This is a genomic window from Mesorhizobium sp. M7A.F.Ca.US.008.03.1.1, assembly GCF_003997495.1.
In the GTDB taxonomy this organism is placed as follows: Bacteria; Pseudomonadota; Alphaproteobacteria; order Rhizobiales; family Rhizobiaceae; genus Mesorhizobium.
This window is the reverse complement of sequence record NZ_RZRU01000002.1, coordinates 280,374-301,948: the sequence shown is the minus strand read 5'-3', so window position 1 is coordinate 301,948 and position 21,575 is coordinate 280,374. Positions and strand designations below refer to the sequence as shown.

Sequence of the window (21,575 nt, the reverse complement as noted above, 5' to 3'; positions counted from 1 at the left end):
TTGGTTAGCTCTATATTTGAAAGCGCCGCTTGACGTTCAGAAATGAGTGTCCCCAGCGGATTTTTTTAAGTTGGCGTTTTCGGCAGATCATCTTGATGAATGCAAGTCTAGGAGATGGGATTCGTTCCATCCTCATTATTCAAACTAAGTACATTGGAGATGTCGTTCTGACATCTGCTTTGGTTCGCAATCTGCGTCTTGCTTATCCACAAGCATCGGTAACCATGCTTTGTGCGCCGGGTCTCAAGCAGTTCATTGTCGCGCAAGGGATCGCCGATGTTGCCGTTGGCTTTGAATCCCGTGGCAGAGGAAGGACTCTGCTCAAGCGTTTGAGCGACTATCGTGGCGTCATCTCTGATCTGCGGCGTCGAAGATTCGATCTTAGCATCGACCTTACCGATTCGAAAACCTCGCGGATCATGCATCGTTTGATCGGGGCTCCACTTCGCGTCGGCTTCGATCCTTCCGAGCATCCGATGAAGTTCTGGGAAATCCAGCTTGCAAACGTTCTCGCCGCGACCTTCGGACATGGCGGACCCCATTATCTCTACAGGAACCTGTCTCCACTCCGCGCCCTCGGGTTGGATTGTCAGGACCCGACGCCTCGGCTGCAGCCGACCAGGACTGCCGAGGAAGAGTGTGCCAGGCTTCTTGCGGAAAACGCTTTGGCTAAGAAGTCATATGTGGCCGTTCATGCCGGCGCGAGGTTTGAAGGGCGCTGCTGGCCGCCGCAACATTTTGCCGCCGTCATCGATGAGGTATACGCCAAAACCGGGCTGCGATCTCTGCTCGTTGGTGGGCCGGATGAAGGGCTTGCCGCGCAAAGGATCCTTGAAATGGCAGCGTCGCCGGTCGCAAGTGTCGTCGGAAAAGCCTCGCTTGAGGTTCTGACGGCATTGTTGGCCGAAGCCTCAATCTTTCTTGGCAATGAGAGCGGGCCGATGCACATCGCGGCATCTGTCGGGACTCCAGCGGTGGGGCTGTACGGTCTGACGTGGCCTGAGCAATGGGGACCGTTCGGTGTCCCCAGCCGAACGCTCCAGCCGTCCATGCCTTGTCCATGCATCGCACCAGGTTTGTGTAAAGAAAACAACGCCGGTGGGGTCTATTGCGTCCAGCGGCTTCAGGTTGCCGACGTCGCGGCGGCGACACTCGATCTCATCGGCACGGAAGTTCAAAAATCTACTCATTCGGGCATATCAGCCGCGCAGCAGAGCGGCAGCGACGGACGATAGTTTGGCGGCGCGGTCGTGCACAGTTTATCACTCGTGTGCTTCACCTCTTGATTCAGGCCAAGGGCCCAAGGACCGTCAAAAGATTGGTAAAATTTAGCCGGACTGTACCCTGCGCCGTCCGCGAAATTGACAGGACACCTCGTCTCCGTCATCCTTGAGGCCAGTCGCCAGGCTGCGGACAGCCGCCGCGTTGCGTGTCAGGGCGACCGAGGGCAGTGTTATGTTCAGTCCCGTCACAGGTCAGAATTCCAAGCGCTCCGCGGTGCGCAAGGCGCTCGATCGTCACAAGGTCTACATCACCGCGCGGCGTTTTTCGGCGGGCACCTACCAGGCCCGGGTTCTGGTCGACGGCGAGGCCTATTGGGTCGATGAATTCCGGCTAAGCCAGTTGCAGCAAGGGCTGTCGCCGGCGGAGCTCGAGTTGACGCCGGCCGCCGACGATTGAGAGCGTGACTGGCTTGTTCCTGGCCGCCGTGCTTCGATCCTTGCGATGACGACTCCACCAAAGCTCAAAGCCTATCGCGCCAAACGCGAATTCGCCAAGACGCCGGAACCGGTTGGCGGGCTCGTCAGCAGCGACGGCAACCGCTTCGTCGTGCACAAGCACCACGCCACCGCAGACCATTATGATCTGCGACTGCAGGTCGGCGATGTCTTGAAGAGCTGGGCTGTGCCGCGTGGGCCTTCGCTCAATCCGGCCGACAAAAGGCTGGCGGTCGAGACCGAGGATCATCCGCTCGAGTATATCGACTTCGAGGGCGTCATTCCCGAGGGCGAATATGGCGGCGGGCCGATGATCGTCTGGGACACCGGCAGCTGGGCGCCGATGGACGATGTCGAAAAGAGCTTGCGCACAGGCGCCTTCAAGTTCCGGCTGGCCGGCAACAAGCTCAATGGCGGCTGGATGCTGACCCGGCTGAAGCCGAAACCCGGCGAAGACGAAAACAAGAAGATCTGGCTGCTGTTCAAGGAGCGTGACCTCGCCGCCGACACCGCGCTTGACATACTCACGGTCCGGCCGGAAAGCGTCAAATCCGGATTACGCATCGAGGAACTGGCGGCGCCGGCAAAGCCCGCCGCCAAACCCGCGCCCAGACAGGGATCGCTGAAGCCCGGCACGCTGCCGGGCGCGTTCAAGGCCCCCATGCTTGCCCGTATCGAGCCGCAACTGGCGACGCAGGTGCCAAAACCACCCGATGGCGAAGACACCAAACAAGTCTGGCTGCACGAAATCAAATTCGACGGCTACCGCACCATGGCGCATCTCACTGACGGCGTGATCAGACTGATCACCCGTGGCGGCATCGACTGGACGAAGCGCTATGGCGACCTGCCGCATGCGTTCGCGAAGCTGCCCTGCCGCGATGCCATCATCGACGGCGAGATCGTCGTGCTCGACGCCCAGGGCATCAGCCGCTTCGCGCTGCTGCAGGATGCGCTGGCCGAGGGCGCTGGCAGCAAGCTCCATTTCTACGCCTTCGATCTTCTCCATCTCGACGGCTGGGACCTCACCAAGGTGCCGCTGGTCCGGCGCAAGGCGCTGCTGGCGCAGATGCTGTCGGGCCTCGGCGCCAATTCCGCCATCCAGTTCTCCGACCATGTCGAGGGCTCGGGGCAGGGGCTCTACGACCAGGCGTCGGAACTTGGGCTGGAGGGTGTCGTCTCAAAGCGCGCCACGGCCATCTATCAGAGCGGCCGAAGCAAAAGCTGGACCAAGACCAAGGCGCTGCTGTCGGAAGACTTCGTCATCGCCGGCTTCACCATCTCCGATGCGGCCGAAGGGTTGGCGGCGCTCGGTATGGCAGAGTTCGAGGATGGTGAATTGCACTATCGCGGCAAGGTCGGCACCGGTTTCGATGCCGCCACCGCCGGTGAGTTGCTCGCCAGGCTGGAGCCGCTGCGGGAAGGCGCCACCGCGCCCGAGGGTGTCCCGCGCGAAATCATGCGCGAGATGAACTGGGTGCGGCCGCTGCTGTCGGCGCGGATCCACTACGCCAACCGCACCTCGGACAATGCGCTGCGCCATGGCGTCTTCCGTGGTTTGAGGGATGTCGGCCTGTCGACGCCGGTCTCGTTCAAACGCAAGCGGCTGATCGCCGAGGCCGACCTTGCCACCATCTGGGTGACCAACCCGACGCGCCGGCTGTTCGGCAAGACCGGCCCGACCAAGCTCGACATCGCGGTCTATTACGCGCTGGTCGGCGACTTCATGCTGCCGCACATCCTCGGCCGGCCGGTGTCGCTGGTGCGCTGCCCGACCGGCCTGCCGAAGGATTGCTTCTTCCAGCGCCACGCCTTCACCGGCATGCCGCCCTCGGTGGTGACGTTCGAGGCGACAAATTCCGAGGGCGAGACCAAATCCTATCTCTCGGTCGAAGGCGCGAAAGGGTATCTGGCGCTGGCACAGTTCGGCGTCGTCGAGTTCCACACCTGGGGCAGCCACCGCACCAGCCTCGACAGACCCGACCAGATCGTCCTCGACCTCGATCCGGGAGAAGGGATCACCTGGCGCGAGGTGGTCGAGGCCGCCGTGCATATCAAGGGCGAATTGGAGCGCCTGGGGCTGGTGCCGTTCGCTAAGACCTCTGGCGGCAGCGGCATCCACATCACCGTGCCGGTGACGGGCAAGCAGGACTGGAAGAAACTGCACCATGCGACCAGCGCGATCGCCACGCATCTGGCGACAACGGCGCCTGATACTTTCACCACCACCATGGGCAAGGACAACCGCAAGAAGCGCATCTTCATCGACTACCACCGCAATGCGCGCGGCCACACCTCCGCAGCCCCTTATTCCTTGCGCGCCCGCACCAATCTGCCGGCCTCGACGCCGGTCAGCTGGAGCGACCTCGAATCCATCGATGCGCCGCAGGATCTGAACTATTCCTCCCTGCCGGGGCTGCTGGCGACCTCGGGCGATCCGTGGGCCGAGATCGATGAGTTCGCGCGGGATTTGCCGGCCTTGAAGAACTAGGTTCCTCTCCCCCGCGTTGCGGGGGCGAGGAACCCAACGCCATCGACGCTTCCGACAATTTGAATTATTCTCTCCGCCACGACCTCAAAAACGTGGCGGAAGATTTCGTCAGGGATTTGCCTGTATCGTGTGGGGTCGGTGTAGGATTTGCGCGGCGCCAATCGTCCTTCGGACGAAAGTGCTGCAGCAAATGTCAGTGCATGGCCGCGTAGGAGTGTTTCATGGCGCCCAGGGCAAGTTGGAAAGGTTACCTCAAACTCAGTCTGGTCAGCTGTCCGGTGCGGCTGTATCCCGCCACCAGCGCCAGCGAGCGCATCAGCTTCAACCAGCTGCACAAGAAGACCCACAACCGCATCAACATGAAACCGGTCGACCCCGAATTGGGGCTCGTCGAGCGTGCTGATCTGGTCAAAGGCTACGAATACGAGGACAAGCAGTACATCATCATCGATGATGCCGATCTCGACGCGGTGCGCATCGAATCCAATCACACGATGAACATCGAGGCCTTCGTCGATGAGGACGAGGTCGATGTCATCTATCAGGATGCGCCCTACTACATGGCGCCCGACGGCGCGATGGCGGAGGAGACCTTCGCCGTGCTGCGCGAAGCGATGCGCAAATCCGGCAAGCTGGCGATCGCACGCCTTGTGCTGTCCAGCAGGGAACGCGTGGTGACGATCGGCGCGCGCGAGAACGGCATGTTCGTGTGCACGTTGAGGAACCCGAACGAAGTGCGCGGTACAGCTGAATATTTTGGCAACATTCCGGCCGGCAAGCCCGACGCGGAAATGCTGCAGCTCGCCGAAGCGCTGATCAAACAGAAGGAAACCACCTTCGATCCGAAGAATTACGAGGACCGCTACGAGGCGGCACTCATGACGATGATTCGCGAGAAGCTGAAAGGCCACAAGCCGATCATCGCGGCGGCACCGGAGCGGGGCAATGTCATCAACCTGATGGATGCGCTCAAGGCGAGCCTGTCGCAATCGAAGCCGCCGGCCAAGTCGAAGAGCAAGGCCGACGAGGTCGCCAAACCAGCCGCGAAGAAGGTGGCAGCGGGTGGTGCTGCTGAAAATCCGCTGAAGGCCAATCTGCTGAAGGCGGTCGGCAAGAGCAAGAAATGACGGCACAAGCGGTCCCGGGGGCTGTCTTCGGCACCATCGGCGCGCTGGCGGCGTTTCCGCTCAGGCTGGCAGCGCGTGAGGTCGAGCGTCAGTACGGTCAGCTGCGGCGCGGCGTCACCAGGCGCACCACGCATGTTGTCTTCGGCCGCACTCTGCTCGCCAAGGCCGGGCTCTCCAGGAACGGCGATGCCGAGATCGAGCGCCGTGTCGCGGCCGAGCGCGCGGCCGGGCGAACGCTGATCAGCGAGAACGGGTTCCTGCGCGTTCTCGGACTGATGAAGACACCGGAGACGTCTTCGCTGTTGCGGCAATCGCTGATCGAGCAATCGCGGCTATCAGGCTCCGACCTCGACCTGCTCAGCCTGTTCGATGCGTTCGAGCATGGCGCTGAACCCTATTCCTTCCGCGACCTGATCCTGGCGCGCAAATATGCCGGGCTCATCGCCAGCGGCGCGACTTGGGGGGCGATCGCGCGCTCCGTCCACCGCTCCGGCCCGGTGGCGTCGCTGACCGCCAAGTCGCTCAATGTCGGCTCGCAGCATGGGCGCGCCGACGCGATCTATCTCGAAGGCGGCCAGAGCGAACTCGACGGGCAGTTGCTGTTCGATTTGGGCAACGCCGGTTCGGCAGCCGACGACACGCTGGAAGAGTTGTTTGCCGAGGCGGAAGCAGCGGAGGAGGGCGGCGACCATGATGGGGCCGCCGCACTCTACCAGCGCTGTCTTGCCATCGACCCGAGCGATGCGATCGCCGCCTTCAACCGCGCCAACTGCCTGCGCGCCGGCGGCCATGCGGCGGACGCCGCACACGCCTATATCAATGCGATAAAACTCGACCCGGCCTTCGTCGAGGCCTGGTTCAACCTGGCCGGGCTGATGAGCGAGCAAGGTCGCGAAGCCTCGGCGCGGAGGCACCTGCAGAAGGCGATCGCGCTCGACAAGACCTATGCCGATCCGGTGTTCAACCTGGCGAGGCTGGAATTCGACGCCGGCGATCTGCCGGAGGCGCGGCGGCTGTGGGCGCGCTATCTGGAGCTCGACGCGGATTCGGAATGGGCGCGGGTGGCGGCCAAGGGGGTGCAGTTCGTGGATATGCAGCTGGCGCGGACGGCGGGGTGAGTGATGCTGGCGCTTGAACACCCCCCTCTGGCCTGCCGGCCATCTCCCCCTCAAGGGGGGAGATCGGCTGCTTTGCTGTCTCGCTCGCTTTGCTACTTTGGCGATTTGCGAAAGCGATGGCGACATCCGATCTCCCCCCTTGAGGGGGAGATGTCCGGCAGGCCAGAGGGGGGCGCCAATGAACTCGGCCTTTATGGAAAGGCTTCCCCATGACCACCTTCCTCTTCGACGGCGACGACAACGCCCCCGTCACCATCCTGCTCGCCCATGGCGCCGGCGCGTCGATGGATTCCCCCTCGATGACCGCTACCGCCAAAGCGCTGGCCGCAGCCGGCTTCCAGGTCGCGCGCTTCGAATTCCACTACATGGCCGCCCGCCGCTACGGCCACCGCAAGCCGCCGCCGCGGGCCGAGACGGTGAACCCGGAATATGTCAAGGCGATCGCCGATCTCAGGGCCAAGGGCGTGACCGGTCCGCTCATCATCGGCGGCAAGTCGATGGGCGGGCGCGTCGCCTCGATGGTTGCCGACGAGATGTTTGGCAAGGGCGAGATTTCAGGGCTGGTCTGCCTCGGCTATCCCTTCCATCCGCCGGCCAAGCCCGAGCAATTGCGCACCAAACACCTCGCCGATCTGAAGACGCCGACGCTGATCTTCCAGGGCACGCGCGACGAGTTCGGCACCAGGGACGAGGTTGCGACTTACGACCTTTCCGACCGCATCGAGGTTATCTGGCTGGAGGATGGCGATCATGATCTGAAGCCACGCAAGAGCATCTCGGGATTTTCGGCGGCCGACCATCTGAAGACACTGGCCGAGACGGTGAAGGCGTGGTCGGGTCGGATCGTTTCCTGACCTTCGATGAAGATCGCCACCTTCAACATCAACAACGTCAACAGTCGCCTCGAAAATTTGCTGGCATGGCTGGCTGTAGCAAAGCCCGATGTCGTCTGCCTGCAGGAACTGAAGGCACGCGACATGCAGTTTCCGCGCTCGGCATTGGCGGCGGCCGGCTATGGCGCGGTGTGGAAGGGCGAGCCGACCTGGAACGGCGTCGCCATCCTCGCGCGGGGTTCGGAACCGGTGCTGACCCGCGATGCCTTGCCCGGCGACGATGCCGACAGGCAGAGCCGCTATATCGAGGCGGCGGTGGATGGCATTATCGTCGCTTGCCTTTATGCGCCGAATGGCAATCCGCAGCCCGGTCCGAAATTTGCCTACAAGCTTGCCTGGCACGAACGGTTGGAGGTGCATGCCGAACAGCTGCTCGACACCGGCCTGCCGGTGGTGCTGGCCGGCGACTACAACATCGTGCCCGAGCCGCGCGACATCTACGCCACCCGCTCCTATGACGACAACGCGCTGGTGCAGCCGGAAAGCCGGGCGTCGTTCCAGCGCCTGCTCGACCAGGGTTGGCTTGATGCCCTGCGCAAGAAGCATCCGAAGGAAACACTTTACACATTCTGGGACTATCGCCGCAACCGCTGGCCGCGCGATGCGGGCCTCCGGCTCGATCACATCCTGCTGTCGAAGAAACTGGCACGTCGCCTGACCGCCGCCGGCATCGACCGCGACGTGCGCGGCGAGGACGGCGCCAGCGACCATGCGCCGGTGTGGGTGGAATTGAAGTAAGGCGACTGCTTTCATGCGTCGCGCTTGAACGGATCCATGCAACGCGCTCTAAGTCTTTTGTCTTGATGCATGTCGCTGTCCCAAATCCGGGTTCGCTTTTTGGCGACATGCAAATAACCTGTCGGCAAAGTACTCCAACGCAGCCGGATCGCCCATGAACGCAATCACCCACAAGATTCGTGAATCGAGGCTTCATGCCTGACTTAGGCGCTGTCGAGATACTGTCCGCCGCCATTTTGCTGCTTGCGGCTGCTGTCGTTTCCTGGCTGCTGTGGCGGAAGCGCAGCCGCCGCAAGGGACGGCGGCAGACCAATCCGGCTGCCGACTATGCCGTCCGTACCGATTGGAACGCCCGCGGGGGTATGCTCAATTACTCGTCCTTCGTCTATTTCGATGTCGATCGCGACGGCAAATACGGCGCCGGAGACCGGCCGATGGCCGGGATCATGGTGCGGCTGTATGACGAAGCCGGCAAGCTCGCCGCGTCCGCGCGCACCAACAATGCCGGCTTTGCCAATTTCCCCATGTCGGTGAAAAGCAGAAAGGCCGTGATCCGCAAGCCGGGCAACTGGCGCTTTGTGGTTTCGGTGCCGCCCGGCTGGCAGGCGAAAAGCGAAAATGACATTCAGTCCCGACACTTCCAGCCGCTGCCGGGTTCGCCGGCCGGGATGGTATCGCAGGAGATGCTGCTGCCGGTCGGTCTGGCACCGCCGCGCCGCGTCAGCGGGCGCGTTGCCGGCGATGGACCAGCGACCCTCTCCGTGTCGGGGAATGGGCATGTCCTGGAGACGCGGGCACTGGCGCCGGGTGCGGTCTTCAGCTTCGACCTGACCGATGGCGCCGACACGGTCAGCGTCAGTGGCGGCGGCCTGGAGCGGCGGCTGACGCTGTCGCCCTATCCGGCGGATCTCGGCCTGCTGTCGCCGCAACGCGCCGGCATCGCCACTGAGGCCGCTCTCGAAACGATCGGTTTCGACGATGTGACGTCGCGCACCTTCAGGAAAATTCCTGGCGGTCATGCCGGATTGGCGTGGCGCAACCTGAATGCGATGGCGCGCGACTACACCAAGGACAGCCAAGGTTATGTCAATGGCAATGTATCCGGCGACTTCGTGCTCTACACCAGCAGCGGGCTGCCGGCCGAATTCAGCTGCGAACGGCCGTTCGGCTTTCACTCGGTCATGCTGAGCGCCGCCTGGCTGGCGTCGGAGGGCGAGGTGGCGCTGATCGAAAGCTGGCTTGGCGAGCAACTGATCTCAAGCGATCAGATCACGCTGTCAGCGCTCACACCGCTCCATTACGCCCCGATGCTCAAATCAGTAACGCGTGTTCGCCTGTCGACGAAACACTATTGGCAAATGGTCCTGGACGACCTTGTCTTGACGCGTTGAGGCTTGGAAGCGTCAGGATCAGGCGGCGCTGGAATTATTGCGGCGTCGGATTCGAGGCGCCGTTTAACGCCGTGATCGCGGAAAGACGCCCTTTTTTCAAAAATGTCGGCTTTGCATAGGTCTTCTTCATTTCAGACTCTCCTAAAATCCCACCCTGATGATGCCAGACTGCCACCGTCTGTCAACCACGCGGGCTGAAAGTAATAAATCTATAATAAATCCAATGGCGAGCGACAAGGCGCCCTCTCTCCAAGTCGTTGTTTAATGCAATTCCTGCCGGAAAACCGTTGCCACCTTTCCAGGATTTCTACAGCATCGGCGCAATCCGGCCAAAGATGCGCCGGGACTATAGTATGGGGCTACTTGAGCCGTTTGCCGTGATGGCTGAAAGCTTGCCCTTCTTGACGAAGGTCGGCTTCGCGTAAGTCTTCTTCATTGTGATTTCTCCTCATCCCCAGGCGAGAATGGCAGATGCGACACCGGCGGCAACGACCGCACCATCCGCGACTGGCCGCCCACCAGCGGCGACGGCGTGGTGTTTTTTGCCGGCGCGCCGGAATGAGCGAAATCTTGATCACCTTGTCCGCCGTGTTATGTAAAGCCCATGCCAGCACCCAGCCTTCCAGACAACGCCCCGCTCATCGTCATCGATCTCCAGACCGGTATGTTCGACGGCGTGCACGAACCGCCGATCCATGATGCGCCTGATATTGTCGAGCGCACCAAGGCGGTGATCGACTGGGCGCGGCGCGGCGGGCGCAAGGTCGCTTTTATCAGGCATGACGGACCCGAAGGCGATCCGTTGGCACCGGATGAACCGGGCTGGCCGGTTTGGCCCGCACTTGGCCAAGCGGCGGACGAGCCGACCTTTGCCAAATCCGTGCGCGATGCTTTCAGCAATCCCGCCTTCGGCGACTGGGTTGCCGGGCAGAGTGCGGGTGCTGTCGTGCTCCTGGGTGCACAGACCGATTTTTGCGTGGCCGCGACGGTCAAGGGCGCGATCGCCAGAGGGCTCGGCGTGACAGTGGTATCCGATGCGCACAGCACGCTGGACAATGCCGGCGAGAGTGCCGAGCAGGTCATCATCAGGCACAATGGCGAATTCGCCGAGGCCGGCGTCAATCTGGTGACCACAAAGGCGCTTGTCGGCGGCTGAAGCCCGAACGTCGCCGCAGGCCGCGTTATCAGGCGGGCCGGCTTGAGGACTTCGCGAGGGAAGACAGCGCCAAACGGCTGCCGTGGTCGACGCGGACGGGGGGGCGCATTGTTGGGATGGCTCGGGCGCCCGCGTCAACCAGGGCGGCTCGTACCGCCGCATTAGCAACATTGCACATTGCAGGCGGCTCGAAACTTCCGCGAAAGCGGAATAGGCCGGAGCAAAAGTGCGGATTCGGCTGAGACTTTCGGCGCGCTTTCCCGGTACAGGGAATCAAAAAGTCTGCTGGTTGTCGGCATGCCGCTCAGGGCGTTTGCCAGTCCCGCATCGGATCGGCGAGGAACGACGCCGCAATCAGGTCGTCGCCATCGATCCGGCCGTGACGATCTTCCATGATGGCCGCGACCTTTTGAAAGGTTTTCATGTCGGCATCCGTCACCCGCGCATCATGCATCCTGGCCTGGAGATCGGCCAGGCGAACGCCCAACGCGGTGGATGTCACAGCTTTGCTTATCATCTTCACTCGTCCTGATTGGAAGCTGGGCAACCCGCCGCCACGGCTGGCGGCGGGTTGGGTCAGTTCGAGATTCAGTCGTAGACCTTGATGATCTTGCGGGTGCCCGGATCCACCAGGACGGTGCGGTTGTCGACCACCACGTAGCGGTATTTGACATTGGGAATCTCATGAAGCTCGACCGTGTCCGGCAACGCGCTACCAATATTCAGTTCCACACCGGGAACCTTGACCGAAGCGAGGGGCTGCTTCTTCACATACTCGCGGATGACCGTGTCCTGTTCAGGCTGAATGACAACGTCCTGAGCGGCAACGGCGCCGACTCCGGCCAATAGCAATAGCGCCGCTGCGGCGCCCGTTAGGTGCATTTTCATACCGTTTCTCCTTGCGACTCAGCATGACAGAATCGTCCAACGCTGACGGCAACTGAACTTGAGCCAAATGAAAATGTTCCCCCGCTGGGGCTTCGGTCGGATAGGACCTGCGACTTAAGTCTGGTCCGCGAGCGCATTGGTCTTACCGACGGGAACGGCTCTCTGTTTACGGCTGTTTGTCTCCCGGAATTCGGAGAAACAGATGGACAAAAGTGTTGGCCAAGCGCGCTGGTTGCTCGCACCGATTTTCGCGACGGCCGTCACCTTTCTGGTGATAGGGATAGTCCTGGTCTGACATGTCGTCGATCGGCGCAGCAACGTCCCTTCCTGCGCTGATAGGATTCGCAAGCCGCTCCGGCGGCTGGCGAATCCTCTATTTTTCACCATGCGCCGGCCTGCTCATTTGGCAAGCGAGCGCTTCGTCAGCTTATGCAACATCGGAGGTTACTATGGATCGGCGATCCTTCTTGACGGCGATGTTTGGCATTGCATCTCCGGTGGACAAAACACCGTCCGAAGCCGTCCGCTCCGCTGGCACCATCCCCAGTACGGCCGCCGCGTCGCAGCAGCGGCAATGGCGGTTCTTCCTGGCCGAAGCCTGGAGAGCCGTGCGGCGTCAACCTCGCTATCGCTCAGCAGTTGCTCGTTCAGTTTGCCGCTTTGCTGTCGGTCACGTGTATCGATCGAGCGGGCGGCGAAGACAGGGCACGTTGATCCGCAGGCTGCTCACTGAAGTAGAGCGAACTGCCGAGGACGAGGAACACGATGCCCACCGCCGTCAATCCAACCATGAGCACGGCGATCGCCGTTCCTGGGCCATGGCCTGTCCTGATGATGGTGGATCGGTGGGGCATCGCCCTGTTCTCCAAGGCATGGCACCCGGCGTGCCGAGCCTTTGCGACAAACGACAAGCGAGGCCCGATGTTCCCTCGTTGGAAGCTTCAATCGGTCACGCCGGGCTTTTGCTTTTTCCTGTAGGACCAAGGTCTTATCCGTCGTGCGCAAAAGTCCAAGGGGCCTTGTTCAGTTCCGATAATGTCCCTTGGATGTTCCGCTATTTTAGGTAAATCTGATATATGCCTAGGCGGAAAACTTAGCCGGCCAAGCACATTTGCCCGCAAACCGGGCATGGAAAATGTGGCTTTGGCAAGTTCAACAACAGGCAGTCATGTCTGGGCGACGAATGGCTCACGTCTCGTCGAATCGGCCCTCGCGGGTCTGATCGCGCGTGATTGCGGCTTCTTCCTCATCATCGGGGAGGGCGTCGTCGCTGTCCTGGTACGCGTTGTCGTCGTTCTCGTCGGGCAGATCGCCGTCTTTTTCGGTGCCGTAACGCATGTCGCCGTTTTCCGGCACGGACTCTGGCAGGATCTCGCCGCCCTTGATCGCATCCCAATCCTGCTGCTCGATGGTAGGCCCATCCGCCTGCGGTGCGTCATCTTCGATGTCGGCGCTTGGTTTGTTGCGCGGTGCCATGCTGGCCTCCTGTCCTTGAAAAAACTGGAGGCGAAACTCGGCGTGCCTGCGTTTGTTCCCATGCTCGAAGTGCAAAGCCGCGTGCTTCTGGATTGTCGACGGCTGGCGCATCAGCCCAGCCCCCGCCGCGCTCCGGATCGCCACCGTTGCCAAGTCGCGCAAGGGAGAGCGCGTAGCGGCGACCGGCCGCTTACTTGCGAAGTTGCTAAAATAGTGAAATATTGTCCGCGGGAAATGGGAATGAGGCAGGGACTGATCGGAACAGGCGCGGTTTCGATGGTTTTGGGAAAACATGTATTTTGGACAGTTTCTCGTAGGAATGTCAGCCACGGCCATCATTGTCGCGGTCTGGACGTATATGGCCACCGGCTCCTTCTGGGAGGCATTTGCCTGGACGATAGCGACGCTGCTTGTCCTGCAGGTCGGCTACTTCGTGCTCATCGTGAGGCTGATCTTCAGGCGCACACACGATATCGTGCCGAGCCAGGATCCGGTAGACGTCTTCCCGCCATTGCATCGCGACGGTGTCCAGCTTTGAGACCGGGTAACCGAGACCGATCAGGAATGGCGTTTCCATACCAGGCTGTCCACTCGCGCGCGTGCGCCGGGGCAAACTCGGGGAACGTCGCCGCCAGCGCGATCACGACCGACGGCAAGGTATCTGGTCACTGAGACACTGCCAGGTCTAAGCATATCCCTGCTGGAGATTTCGGCACAGCGCCAATCATGGGAACATGATGCATGCGCGACCGGCTTCGCATCTTGCTCAGGCCGACAGGTGGGGAACAAGTGCTGATGCTTCGCGTTCTCTGGCAGTACCGATGAGGTTGCCACCTCCATCGATACCGTCATGGTTCGCTCTTCTCCCGGCGGGGCGAGCCTTTTTCGTGCCGGAGCCGTTCACATCGTCCAGATGAGGGGATGCGAGGCCGATTGGCTCGCCAATCCGGCTTCAGATAGAATTTTTCGCCCCTAAATATCCATACATATTTGTGCAAGTTTTCATGCTTTTCCGTGTTGCCTGCCGAACGTCTGATCAGCAACAAATCAATATCCGGACCGAAATCGCAATATCTTCAATTCTGAAGTTACGATGGAACCGCACGGCAGCGGTGGAGTTTCCAATGAGGGCGGAATTTAATTATCACCAGGAGAATGGTCATGAAGCTTTATCTTACGAGTGCGGCGGCCGCCGTCGCCCTGATGGGCGGCATTGGTGCGGCGCTGGCGGAAAACGTCGTCGTCGTCCAGCCGGAGCAGGAGACGGTCGTTCGCGAATACATCAAGAGGGAACCGCTTGCCTCGGTGAACCTTCTGGGAGTCGAACTCAAGCTCGGATCTTCGGTGCCGGACACTGTCGAACTGCGTGAGGTGCCGGACGTCAAATACCGCGTCGCGGTGATCAATGACCGCACGGTCCTTGTCGATCCGGAGACCCGCCAGATCGTGGAAGTGCTGCACTAAGAGGGTTCCCGCAGCACTGGGCCTTGGAAAAAACCCGCCCCGACGTCGCGTCGGTGGCGGGTTTCCTTTGCCGCGACCCGCGATGCCCTATTCGGCGGCCAGTCTATCCTGCGTCTTCGTCTCGAAATCGCCGGCGTCGTGGCGTTCATGCAGTTGCATGGCAGGCTCGCCGAAAGCACGGTTGACCATGCGGCCGCGCTTGACCGCCGGGCGGGCGTCGATCGCCTTGGCCCAACGCTGCACATGCTTGTACTCCTGCACCGACAGGAACTCGCCGGAGTCATTGTACATGCGGCCGAGCGCCAGCCCGCCATACCACGGCCACACGGCCATGTCGGCAATGGAGTAGTCCTTGCCGCCGAGATATTCAACCTCGGCCAGCCGGCGGTCGAGCACATCCATCTGGCGTTTCACCTCCATCGAGAAGCGATCGATGGCGTATTCGAACTTTTCCGGCGCATAGGCATAAAAGTGGCCGAAGCCGCCGCCCAGATACGGCGCCGAGCCCATCTGCCAGAACAGCCAGGACAGCACCTCGGCGCGGGCCGGCTGTTCGGTCGGAAGGAATTCGCCGAATTTTTCGGCGAGATAGACCAGGATCGAGCCGGATTCGAAGATGCGCACAGGTGTGGTGCCACTGCGGTCCATCAGGGCCGGAATCTTGGAGTTTGGATTGACCTCGACGAAGCCGCTGCCGAACTGGTCGCCATCGTTGATCCGGATGAGCCAGGCATCGTATTCGGCACCCTTGTGGCCGCGCGCCAGAAGCTCTTCCAGCATGACGGTGACCTTGACGCCGTTCGGCGTCGCCAGCGAATAGAGCTGCAACGGATGCTTGCCGACCGGCAGTTCCTTGTCATGCGTCGGCCCGGCGATCGGCCGGTTGATGCTGGCAAAGGCTCCGCCGCTCGGCTTGTTCCAGGTCCATACTTTCGGCGGTGTGTAGTCGGTCATTTCGTGGCCTCGTGTCGGGGAAGGATGGCAGGTCGCCATAAACTAGGGCTGCGGATGTGTAAGTTCAACTTGCGTTGAACTACTATCGATGCCCGGAGTGCCAACATCGGCAATTGGGCTCTTCCTCACCCTTGCGCCTTCTCCTGCGTGGCATACCTATAGAAGATGTCACCAAAGCCCACCCAGGACAAAAGCATGACCATCAATCCCAATCCGCGCTCGGTCGTTGCCGTGCGGGCCACTGTTCCCGAAGATGCCTTTACGGCCGGGGCGCTCGGCACGCTCAGGGAAGGCAGTGGCGTCGTCATTCGCAATGACGGGCTGGTGCTGACCATCGGCTATCTCATCACCGAGGCGGAAGAAGTCTGGCTGACCAGCCATGACGGCCGCGTCATCCCCGCGCACGCGCTGGCCTATGACCAGGAATCGGGTTTTGGGCTGGTGCAGGCGCTGGCGCCGCTCGGCCTGCCGGCCGTGGCGCTGGGCGATGCCGGCAAGGCCAGGATCGGCGACGCCGTGGTGCTGGCCGACGGCATCGGCCAGTCGGTGCAGGCCAGGATCGTCACCAAGCAGGAATTCGCCGGCTATTGGGAGTATCTGCTGGACGAGGCGATCTTCATTGCGCCGGCGCACCCGTCCTGGGGCGGTGCCGGGCTGTTCGGCGCTGACGGCTCGCTGCTCGGCATTGGTTCCCTGCGCCTGCAGATGAGCCGCAACGGCGAGGTCGCCGATATCAACATGGTCGTGCCGATCGATCTGTTGCCGCCAATTCTCGACGATCTCCTGACGCGCGGCCAGGTGGCCAAGCCGCCGCGCCCGTGGCTCGGCGCCCTGTCGGCCGAAAGCGACGGCAGGGTGGTGGTGATGAGCGTGACCGAAGGTGGTCCGGCGGCCAAGGCCGGCCTGCGCCAGGGCGACATCATCTCGGACATCCGCGATGGCGCGGTCGATGGGCTGGCCGATTTCTATCGCAAGCTGTGGGAGAGCGGCTCGGCCGGTGCAGAGATCCCGATGCGCGTGTTGCGCGACGGCCGCGAAACCTGGCTGCGCGTCAAGTCCGCCGATCGCGGCAGTTTCCTGAAGAAGCCGCAGCTGCAGTAGGCGAGTCAGCCACGCGATGCACCCAAGACTGCTCAAAACCTTCCTGGCGGTGGCTCGGAGCCGCAACATCACGCGCGCCGCAGAAGTGGTCCACCTTGCGCAATCGAGCGTCAGCGACCAGATCCAGGCGCTTGAAGCGGAGCTTGGCGCAGCCCTGTTCACGCGCGTGAAGTCAGGCCTCGAGCTGACGCCGGCTGGGCTGGCGCTGAAGCCGATCGCCGAAGATTTGTTGCGGCTCGATGGCGAGGCGCGCGCGGCCGTGCAGGCGGCGGCAGGTTCGACAAGTGGGCAGCTGACCATCGGCGCGCTGGAGACGATCGCGTCCGCCCGGCTGGCGCGTTGGCTGCCCGGGTTCCAGGCCGACCATCCCGACATCACCCTGCGGATGAAGGTGGCGGGCAGCGGCGCGCTGCTGCGCCAGTTGGAGGACGGCGAGATCGATGTCGCCTTCTGCTTCGACCGCCGTGATTTCGCGAAGGACAAGTCCGATGAACACTTTGCCAAGCGCACGATAGCAGCCGAACCGCTGGTGCTGGTCGCGGCTCCGGGGCAAGGCGGCGCAGAGCATGACCTGGCCACCCTTGCCACACTGCGCTTCGTGGCAACGGAGCCCGGATGCATCTACCGGCACATGTTCGACACGGCCTTTGCCGAGGCGGGCGTTGCCGCTCCCAGACTTGCCACTGAGGTCGGCAGCATCGGCGCCATTGCGCGGCTGGTGGCGGCCGGCGCGGGGCTCGGTCTCGTTCCACGCCTTGCCGTTAGCGACGCGCTCGCGCGTGGCGACGTCGTCGAACTGCCATGGCCCGGCCAGGCACAGACGGCGCCGCTGGCGATGATCTGGCGCCGCCGGCGCGTCCAGCCGCCGGCGCTCAAGCAATTGCTCACTGCCGCGCGCGACACGCTGGTGCCAGTCCCGTCGCCCGCCAAGGCTGGTTCAGGACTTGAATCGGCGAACCGCTCCAAGGCCTTGTTTGCAAACAACTCCTGACGGAAGCGGCGGCGATCTAGATCAGGCGATGGCCGCCCTCGACATGCAGCGTCGTTCCCGTCGTAAAGCCATTGCCGATCAGGAAGGCGATGGCGTCGGCGATGTCGTCGGGTTGGCCGATCCGCCCGACCGGCAGCCGCTCGGCCATCGCGGCCAGCGTCTCGTCCTTGCGATCGCCGGCCACCTGCGCCCAGATCGTGGTGTCGACCCAGCCGGGTGACACGGCATTGACGCGGATCGGCGCGAGTTCCACGGCCAGCGCCCGCACCAGCCCTTCGAGCGCCGCATTGACCGATGCAACGACGGAGCCGCGTGCGGCCGGCCGGTAGGCGGCAATGCCGGAAACGAAGGTCATCGAGCCGGTCGCTGCCAGCCGCGGTGCGCCGTGCTTGGCGAGCAGCAGCGGGCCATACAGCTTGCTCTCAACCACCTTTTGCGCCGCCTTCAGGTCAAGCTCCGGCAATAGCTGGTAGGCGCCTTCGATGTCGGCGGCGGTGCTGACGATGTGGTCGAGCCCGCCGATACGCGCGAAAAGTGCGGCGACCTGGTCTTCCCGGGTGACGTCGACGGCCGCCACCTCCAGGTCGGCGGGGTTGCCCAGCGCCTTGCGCGCCTGTTGCAACCGGTCCTCGCCGCGCCCGGCGATGATCAGCTCGGCGCCGGCCTCGACGCAGCGTCTGGCCAGAGCCAGACCCATGCCGGAGCCGCCGCCGACGATCAGGATTTTTTGATTTGAAATGCTCATTTCGCTCTGCCTTTGCTTGGATGGACAAGGGCAGGGATTGGCAGTTCGGCGTGGGTCAAGGGAACCGATGGCACCATCGGAAATACCGATCGTGTCAGCCGCGCAGGGACGCCGTCTCTGGTTCAGCGCACCAGCGGACTTTCCCAGACGACAAACAGCAAAGCTTTCAGCTGGGCAAAGCGCTCCGGCCCAAGTTCGATGCGCCACTCCTCCTCTATGTCGCGCAGGATATCGACCATTTTCCAGAAGGCGGCATGGCCGCGTTCTGTGGATCGCACCACGCGCGCACTGCCGTCGCCGGGAATGTCTGAGCGGACGAGATAGCCGTATCCTTCGAGGCTGCTGAGCAGTTGGTTGATGGCCTGTTTGCTCATACCGGCACGATCGGCGATGGTGCCGGGCCGCGCGCCGTCCGGTCCGGGAAACTGCAACACCGCCATATGGGGCAGGCGCAATTCGTCGAAACCGGCAGCGTTGAGCTCCTTGATCAGCCGCCGCTGGATCGCTTGTGCCGGCACGCGCAGCAGGGCGCCGATCAACAGGTTCTCGGTCTTGGTCTTCAGAACTTCCGTTGAGGTGGTCATTGACGATCCGGTAAATTAAGTTTACTGATGACTAGTAAATGTAGTTTACCGGAGGGGTTTGCGCAATGTCGGTCATGAATCTTCAGGTCAATCCAGCCAACGAAATCATCGGCACCACCGGTCTGTCGGTTCGCTTCCTGGTGACGGGCGACAATTCGAACGGCAGCGTTGCTGCCTTCGAGCTGATGGTGCCCGGCGCGCAGCGGCTGCCGGCGCCGGCGCACAGCCATGACCACTATGAAGAGACGATCTATGGCATTGACGGCGTACTGACCTGGACCGTCGATGGCAGGCCGATCGAGGTCGGACCGGGAGAGGCGCTGTGCATTCCGCGTGGCGCTGTCCACCGCTTCGACAACAATGGCAGCATGGATGCGAAGGCGCTGTGCGTCATCTCGCCGGCGGCGATCGGCCCGGACTATTTCCGCAAGGCTTTCGGCTTGCTCAACGCCGCCGCCGGCGGTCCGCCGGACAAGGCCAGGATGATGGAGATCATGCGCCGCCACGGGCTGACGCCTGCTGCGCCGCCGCCAACCTGAAGTCGGTCGAAGAGGGCGCCGGTCACTCGCCGCAAGCGGTGAAGGTGGTGCCCGGGTTCCAGTACTTGAAGGCGATGGTCTGGCCTTCGACCGAGACGGTCTTGTGCTTCGTGCTGCCGTCCGGCTGCTTTTCGCTGCTGGTGCCTTTGCCGGTCAGCACATTGTACGCGCAGGCGCTTTCGGCATTCTCCTTCAAATAGTCATAGTGGTCATAGGCAAAGCCGGCGACGATGAAGGCATCATTGCGCCAGGCGATGGTCAGCGTCATGTCGGTCCGTTCGCTGCCGATCTCCATCGCAGGCAGGTAGAATTTGATCGAACCGTTGGGCAGCATCGTCAGTTCTGGCTCGGTGTCGGAGTTGTTGTAACCCGGCCGGTCGTAGCCGTTCCATTCCCCGTGGATCTGCTCGTGCACGATCTCGACGGGTTTGAGGTAATTGTGCTCCTTGTCCCTGAGGAAGAAGTGGACGTCCATCGGATGGCCGGGCTCGGTCTCCACCACCATGGCAAGATCGACGGCGCCGTCGCCGTTGAAGTCGCCAGTCACAGCCGTGATGATTTTCCGGGTTTCGATCGGCTCGGCGCGGGCGACCGTGGGGAGAAACAACGCAAAGGCGAGCAACAGAGATTTCATGGCGTATTCCCCCGGGAGCGAGATGGCGTGCCCGAGCGCGAGCATGGCAGGTATTCCGGGATTTTATACAGCGGGGCCGGGAGAAAAATGTTCAGGTCGAGGGGCGTGAAGGAACGCCGTACCTGCCCGCCAAGTTTGCTGCCGGAAACTGACAGCGACTCGTGCCATTCTGGTCGATGACGATGGGCATGATGCCGGAGGCAGGATGGCAGTGAAAACAGAGGACATGATGGCGCGAGCGACACCGAACAGGCAGGCCAACTAGTGGCGCCGATCAAGGTTGATCCCGACAAGGTTCATGAATTCCCGGATCCGGGCAGTTTCCACGCGTGGCTCGGCAAGCACCACGCCACGGAAACCGAAGTGTGGATCAAGGTTCACAAGGCAGGGTCGGGACTGAAGTCGATCACCCCCAAGCAAGCCATCGACGTGGTGCTGTGCTTTGGCTGGATCGATGCGGTGCGCAAGGGGTTGGACGACAAGAGCTTCCTGCAGCGCTACACGCCGCGCGGCAGGAAGAGTATCTGGAGCCTGATCAACATCGACAATGTGGCGCGGCTGGTCGAGGAGGGCCGTATGACCGAGCATGGGCTCAAACAGGTCGAGGCGGCCAAGGCCGACGGGCGCTGGGCGCGCGCCTATGGCAGCGGCAAGCAGATGAAAATTCCCGATGATTTGCAAGCAGCCATAGACGCCGAACCCGCTGCGAAGGCCATGTTTGAAAAACTCAGCGCGCAAAACCGCTTCGCGCTCGCCTTCCGCACCCACAACATGAAGACCGAGGCCGGGCGCAAGAAGAAGATCGAGGCGTTTGTGGCAATGCTGAAGCGCGGCGAGACGATCCATCCGCAAGGCAGGAAGTGAGCCCCTCAGGCGTCCGAGTGCGGATGAATGCTGTGAGGATGGACCGGGTAACCCTGACGGATGGCGTCGTGCACGCGGTGGGTCCGTATGACGAAGCCGGGTGTTCTGAGAAATAGATGCTGCAATCCTCGGCGCTATGGCCATAGGCATAGACGGCGGATGTCACTGGTTCAGGTCGACCGGTGTCACGCCAAGGAGTTTCAGGGCGTTGGCGTAGGTCCTGATGCCTTGGGCCTGTTTGCGCTCGGCACAAAACCGGTTCGCCTTGTCCTGGAGCGCGGTTGCCTCGGCGATCTGGCTTGCGCTGGCGCCTGGGGTGGCCTTCGTTTGGATGGCTCCGTCGAGTTGAAGGCCGAGCCGGCTGCAATATTCGCTCCGGGTGACCGTCGCATCCGCACCCGATTGCGCGACCGCCACCATGGCGAGCGAAATGCCTGTCAGGGCACCCATCCATCCGGTCGAACGTCGTTGCATGTTTCGGGACCATTTCTTCGCGTTGTGCCGCAGGCCGCTTGACCGCCGCGAGGGTGGTTATGACAGGCGATGTTTTCGCGAGTTTTTCCCGGATGTTGAATCTTGTTTCTGGAGTGTGTCTGAGGTGCGCCGACCCTCCCCACAAGGGGGAGGGTGAAGCGCTGCGGCGCTTGCGCCTCTTTCTCTTACGCCAGTCATCGCGTATGGCCCGGGGAAAATCCTCCCAATT

The 21,575-nt window shown here is 62.2% G+C and carries 26 protein-coding genes; 15 read left to right on the top strand and 11 right to left on the bottom strand.

All coding sequences use genetic code 11. The features are described 5' to 3' along the window. Positions 1 to 29: 29 nt before the first annotated feature. The 8 genes from EOA16_RS04380 to EOA16_RS04335 all read left to right on the top strand — a co-directional run bounded on the left by EOA16_RS04380 (position 30) and on the right by EOA16_RS04335 (position 9,476). Positions 30 to 1,235: a glycosyltransferase family 9 protein gene (locus EOA16_RS04380; RefSeq protein WP_348630309.1), complete on the top strand. Its 1,206-nt coding sequence runs from the start codon at positions 30 to 32 to the stop codon at positions 1,233 to 1,235. Positions 1,236 to 1,455: 220 nt separating this feature from the next. Next, positions 1,456 to 1,680 carry a hypothetical protein gene (locus EOA16_RS04375; protein WP_127255818.1) on the top strand — a complete coding sequence of 75 codons (225 nt, stop codon included), beginning with the start codon at positions 1,456 to 1,458 and terminating at the stop codon, positions 1,678 to 1,680. 45 nt (positions 1,681 to 1,725) lie between these two features. Further along, the gene (gene ligD / locus EOA16_RS04370; protein ID WP_127255816.1) at positions 1,726 to 4,209 is read left to right on the top strand and encodes a DNA ligase D; all 2,484 of its coding nucleotides are present in this window, start codon (positions 1,726 to 1,728) and stop codon (positions 4,207 to 4,209) included. A gap of 221 nt (positions 4,210 to 4,430) precedes the next feature. Next, a complete protein-coding gene (locus tag EOA16_RS04365) occupies positions 4,431 to 5,336 on the top strand; it encodes a Ku protein (protein ID WP_127255814.1) in 906 nt (301 codons plus the stop codon). Further along, the gene (locus tag EOA16_RS04360; RefSeq protein WP_127255812.1) at positions 5,333 to 6,454 is read left to right on the top strand and encodes a tetratricopeptide repeat protein; all 1,122 of its coding nucleotides are present in this window, start codon (positions 5,333 to 5,335) and stop codon (positions 6,452 to 6,454) included. The genes EOA16_RS04365 and EOA16_RS04360 overlap by 4 nt, the downstream gene beginning before the upstream one ends. A gap of 209 nt (positions 6,455 to 6,663) precedes the next feature. Then, positions 6,664 to 7,308, top strand: coding sequence for an alpha/beta fold hydrolase (locus EOA16_RS04350; protein WP_127255810.1), 645 nt, complete (start codon positions 6,664 to 6,666; stop codon positions 7,306 to 7,308). A 6-nt stretch (positions 7,309 to 7,314) separates the two neighbouring features. After that, on the top strand, positions 7,315 to 8,085 hold the full coding sequence (locus tag EOA16_RS04345; protein WP_127255808.1) for an exodeoxyribonuclease III: 771 nt from the start codon (positions 7,315 to 7,317) through the stop codon (positions 8,083 to 8,085). A 194-nt stretch (positions 8,086 to 8,279) separates the two neighbouring features. Then, positions 8,280 to 9,476, top strand: a complete 1,197-nt coding sequence (locus EOA16_RS04335) for a hypothetical protein (protein WP_127255806.1) — start codon at positions 8,280 to 8,282, stop codon at positions 9,474 to 9,476. A gap of 34 nt (positions 9,477 to 9,510) precedes the next feature. Here the strand turns inward: EOA16_RS04335 and EOA16_RS04330 are convergent, their stop codons facing one another. Continuing rightward, on the bottom strand, positions 9,511 to 9,606 hold the full coding sequence (locus EOA16_RS04330; protein WP_127255804.1) for a putative RiPP precursor: 96 nt from the start codon (positions 9,604 to 9,606) through the stop codon (positions 9,511 to 9,513). Positions 9,607 to 9,822: 216 nt separating this feature from the next. Then, positions 9,823 to 9,912, bottom strand: coding sequence for a putative RiPP precursor (locus EOA16_RS04325; protein WP_127255802.1), 90 nt, complete (start codon positions 9,910 to 9,912; stop codon positions 9,823 to 9,825). 168 nt (positions 9,913 to 10,080) lie between these two features. Between EOA16_RS04325 and EOA16_RS04320 the strand changes: the two genes are divergently transcribed. Continuing rightward, on the top strand, positions 10,081 to 10,632 hold the full coding sequence (locus EOA16_RS04320) for an isochorismatase family protein (RefSeq protein WP_127255800.1): 552 nt from the start codon (positions 10,081 to 10,083) through the stop codon (positions 10,630 to 10,632). A 304-nt stretch (positions 10,633 to 10,936) separates the two neighbouring features. Here EOA16_RS04320 and EOA16_RS04315 read toward each other — a convergent pair whose 3' ends face one another. The 4 genes from EOA16_RS04315 to EOA16_RS04300 form a co-directional block, all read right to left on the bottom strand. After that, positions 10,937 to 11,149 carry a hypothetical protein gene (locus EOA16_RS04315; RefSeq protein ID WP_127255798.1) on the bottom strand — a complete coding sequence of 71 codons (213 nt, stop codon included), beginning with the start codon at positions 11,147 to 11,149 and terminating at the stop codon, positions 10,937 to 10,939. A gap of 71 nt (positions 11,150 to 11,220) precedes the next feature. Next, positions 11,221 to 11,520, bottom strand: coding sequence for a DUF1236 domain-containing protein (locus tag EOA16_RS04310; protein ID WP_127255796.1), 300 nt, complete (start codon positions 11,518 to 11,520; stop codon positions 11,221 to 11,223). A 647-nt stretch (positions 11,521 to 12,167) separates the two neighbouring features. Next, positions 12,168 to 12,374: a hypothetical protein gene (locus EOA16_RS32840; protein ID WP_127255794.1), complete on the bottom strand. Its 207-nt coding sequence runs from the start codon at positions 12,372 to 12,374 to the stop codon at positions 12,168 to 12,170. 334 nt (positions 12,375 to 12,708) lie between these two features. Continuing rightward, the gene (locus EOA16_RS04300) at positions 12,709 to 12,996 is read right to left on the bottom strand and encodes a hypothetical protein (protein WP_127255792.1); all 288 of its coding nucleotides are present in this window, start codon (positions 12,994 to 12,996) and stop codon (positions 12,709 to 12,711) included. Between the two features lie 319 nt (positions 12,997 to 13,315). On the opposite strand from EOA16_RS04300, the gene EOA16_RS04295 reads away from it, so the two are divergent. Further along, on the top strand, positions 13,316 to 13,534 hold the full coding sequence (locus EOA16_RS04295; RefSeq protein WP_348630308.1) for an exopolysaccharide production repressor protein: 219 nt from the start codon (positions 13,316 to 13,318) through the stop codon (positions 13,532 to 13,534). A gap of 623 nt (positions 13,535 to 14,157) precedes the next feature. After that, on the top strand, positions 14,158 to 14,460 hold the full coding sequence (locus EOA16_RS04290; protein WP_127255789.1) for a DUF1236 domain-containing protein: 303 nt from the start codon (positions 14,158 to 14,160) through the stop codon (positions 14,458 to 14,460). Positions 14,461 to 14,547: 87 nt separating this feature from the next. On the opposite strand, the gene yghU is transcribed toward EOA16_RS04290, so the two are convergent. Next, the gene (gene yghU, locus EOA16_RS04285; RefSeq protein WP_127255787.1) at positions 14,548 to 15,414 is read right to left on the bottom strand and encodes a glutathione-dependent disulfide-bond oxidoreductase; all 867 of its coding nucleotides are present in this window, start codon (positions 15,412 to 15,414) and stop codon (positions 14,548 to 14,550) included. A 195-nt stretch (positions 15,415 to 15,609) separates the two neighbouring features. Between yghU and EOA16_RS04280 the strand changes: the two genes are divergently transcribed. Next, on the top strand, positions 15,610 to 16,515 hold the full coding sequence (locus EOA16_RS04280) for a S1C family serine protease (protein WP_013530631.1): 906 nt from the start codon (positions 15,610 to 15,612) through the stop codon (positions 16,513 to 16,515). 16 nt (positions 16,516 to 16,531) lie between these two features. Beyond that, positions 16,532 to 17,506, top strand: a complete 975-nt coding sequence (locus EOA16_RS04275) for a LysR family transcriptional regulator (RefSeq protein WP_127255785.1) — start codon at positions 16,532 to 16,534, stop codon at positions 17,504 to 17,506. 16 nt (positions 17,507 to 17,522) lie between these two features. Here the strand turns inward: EOA16_RS04275 and EOA16_RS04270 are convergent, their stop codons facing one another. Both EOA16_RS04270 and EOA16_RS04265 read right to left on the bottom strand, forming a co-directional pair. Further along, the gene (locus tag EOA16_RS04270; RefSeq protein ID WP_127255783.1) at positions 17,523 to 18,251 is read right to left on the bottom strand and encodes an SDR family oxidoreductase; all 729 of its coding nucleotides are present in this window, start codon (positions 18,249 to 18,251) and stop codon (positions 17,523 to 17,525) included. Positions 18,252 to 18,373: 122 nt separating this feature from the next. Further along, positions 18,374 to 18,835, bottom strand: coding sequence for a MarR family winged helix-turn-helix transcriptional regulator (locus EOA16_RS04265; RefSeq protein ID WP_127255781.1), 462 nt, complete (start codon positions 18,833 to 18,835; stop codon positions 18,374 to 18,376). Positions 18,836 to 18,900: 65 nt separating this feature from the next. On the opposite strand from EOA16_RS04265, the gene EOA16_RS04260 reads away from it, so the two are divergent. Continuing rightward, the gene (locus tag EOA16_RS04260; protein ID WP_127255779.1) at positions 18,901 to 19,374 is read left to right on the top strand and encodes a cupin domain-containing protein; all 474 of its coding nucleotides are present in this window, start codon (positions 18,901 to 18,903) and stop codon (positions 19,372 to 19,374) included. Positions 19,375 to 19,396: 22 nt separating this feature from the next. On the opposite strand, the gene EOA16_RS04255 is transcribed toward EOA16_RS04260, so the two are convergent. Next, positions 19,397 to 20,008: a hypothetical protein gene (locus EOA16_RS04255; RefSeq protein ID WP_164754108.1), complete on the bottom strand. Its 612-nt coding sequence runs from the start codon at positions 20,006 to 20,008 to the stop codon at positions 19,397 to 19,399. A gap of 264 nt (positions 20,009 to 20,272) precedes the next feature. Between EOA16_RS04255 and EOA16_RS04250 the strand changes: the two genes are divergently transcribed. After that, positions 20,273 to 20,872, top strand: coding sequence for a YdeI/OmpD-associated family protein (locus EOA16_RS04250; RefSeq protein ID WP_127255775.1), 600 nt, complete (start codon positions 20,273 to 20,275; stop codon positions 20,870 to 20,872). Between the two features lie 162 nt (positions 20,873 to 21,034). Here EOA16_RS04250 and EOA16_RS04245 read toward each other — a convergent pair whose 3' ends face one another. Beyond that, a complete protein-coding gene (locus EOA16_RS04245) occupies positions 21,035 to 21,322 on the bottom strand; it encodes a hypothetical protein (protein ID WP_127255773.1) in 288 nt (95 codons plus the stop codon). Positions 21,323 to 21,575: the final 253 nt, after the last annotated feature.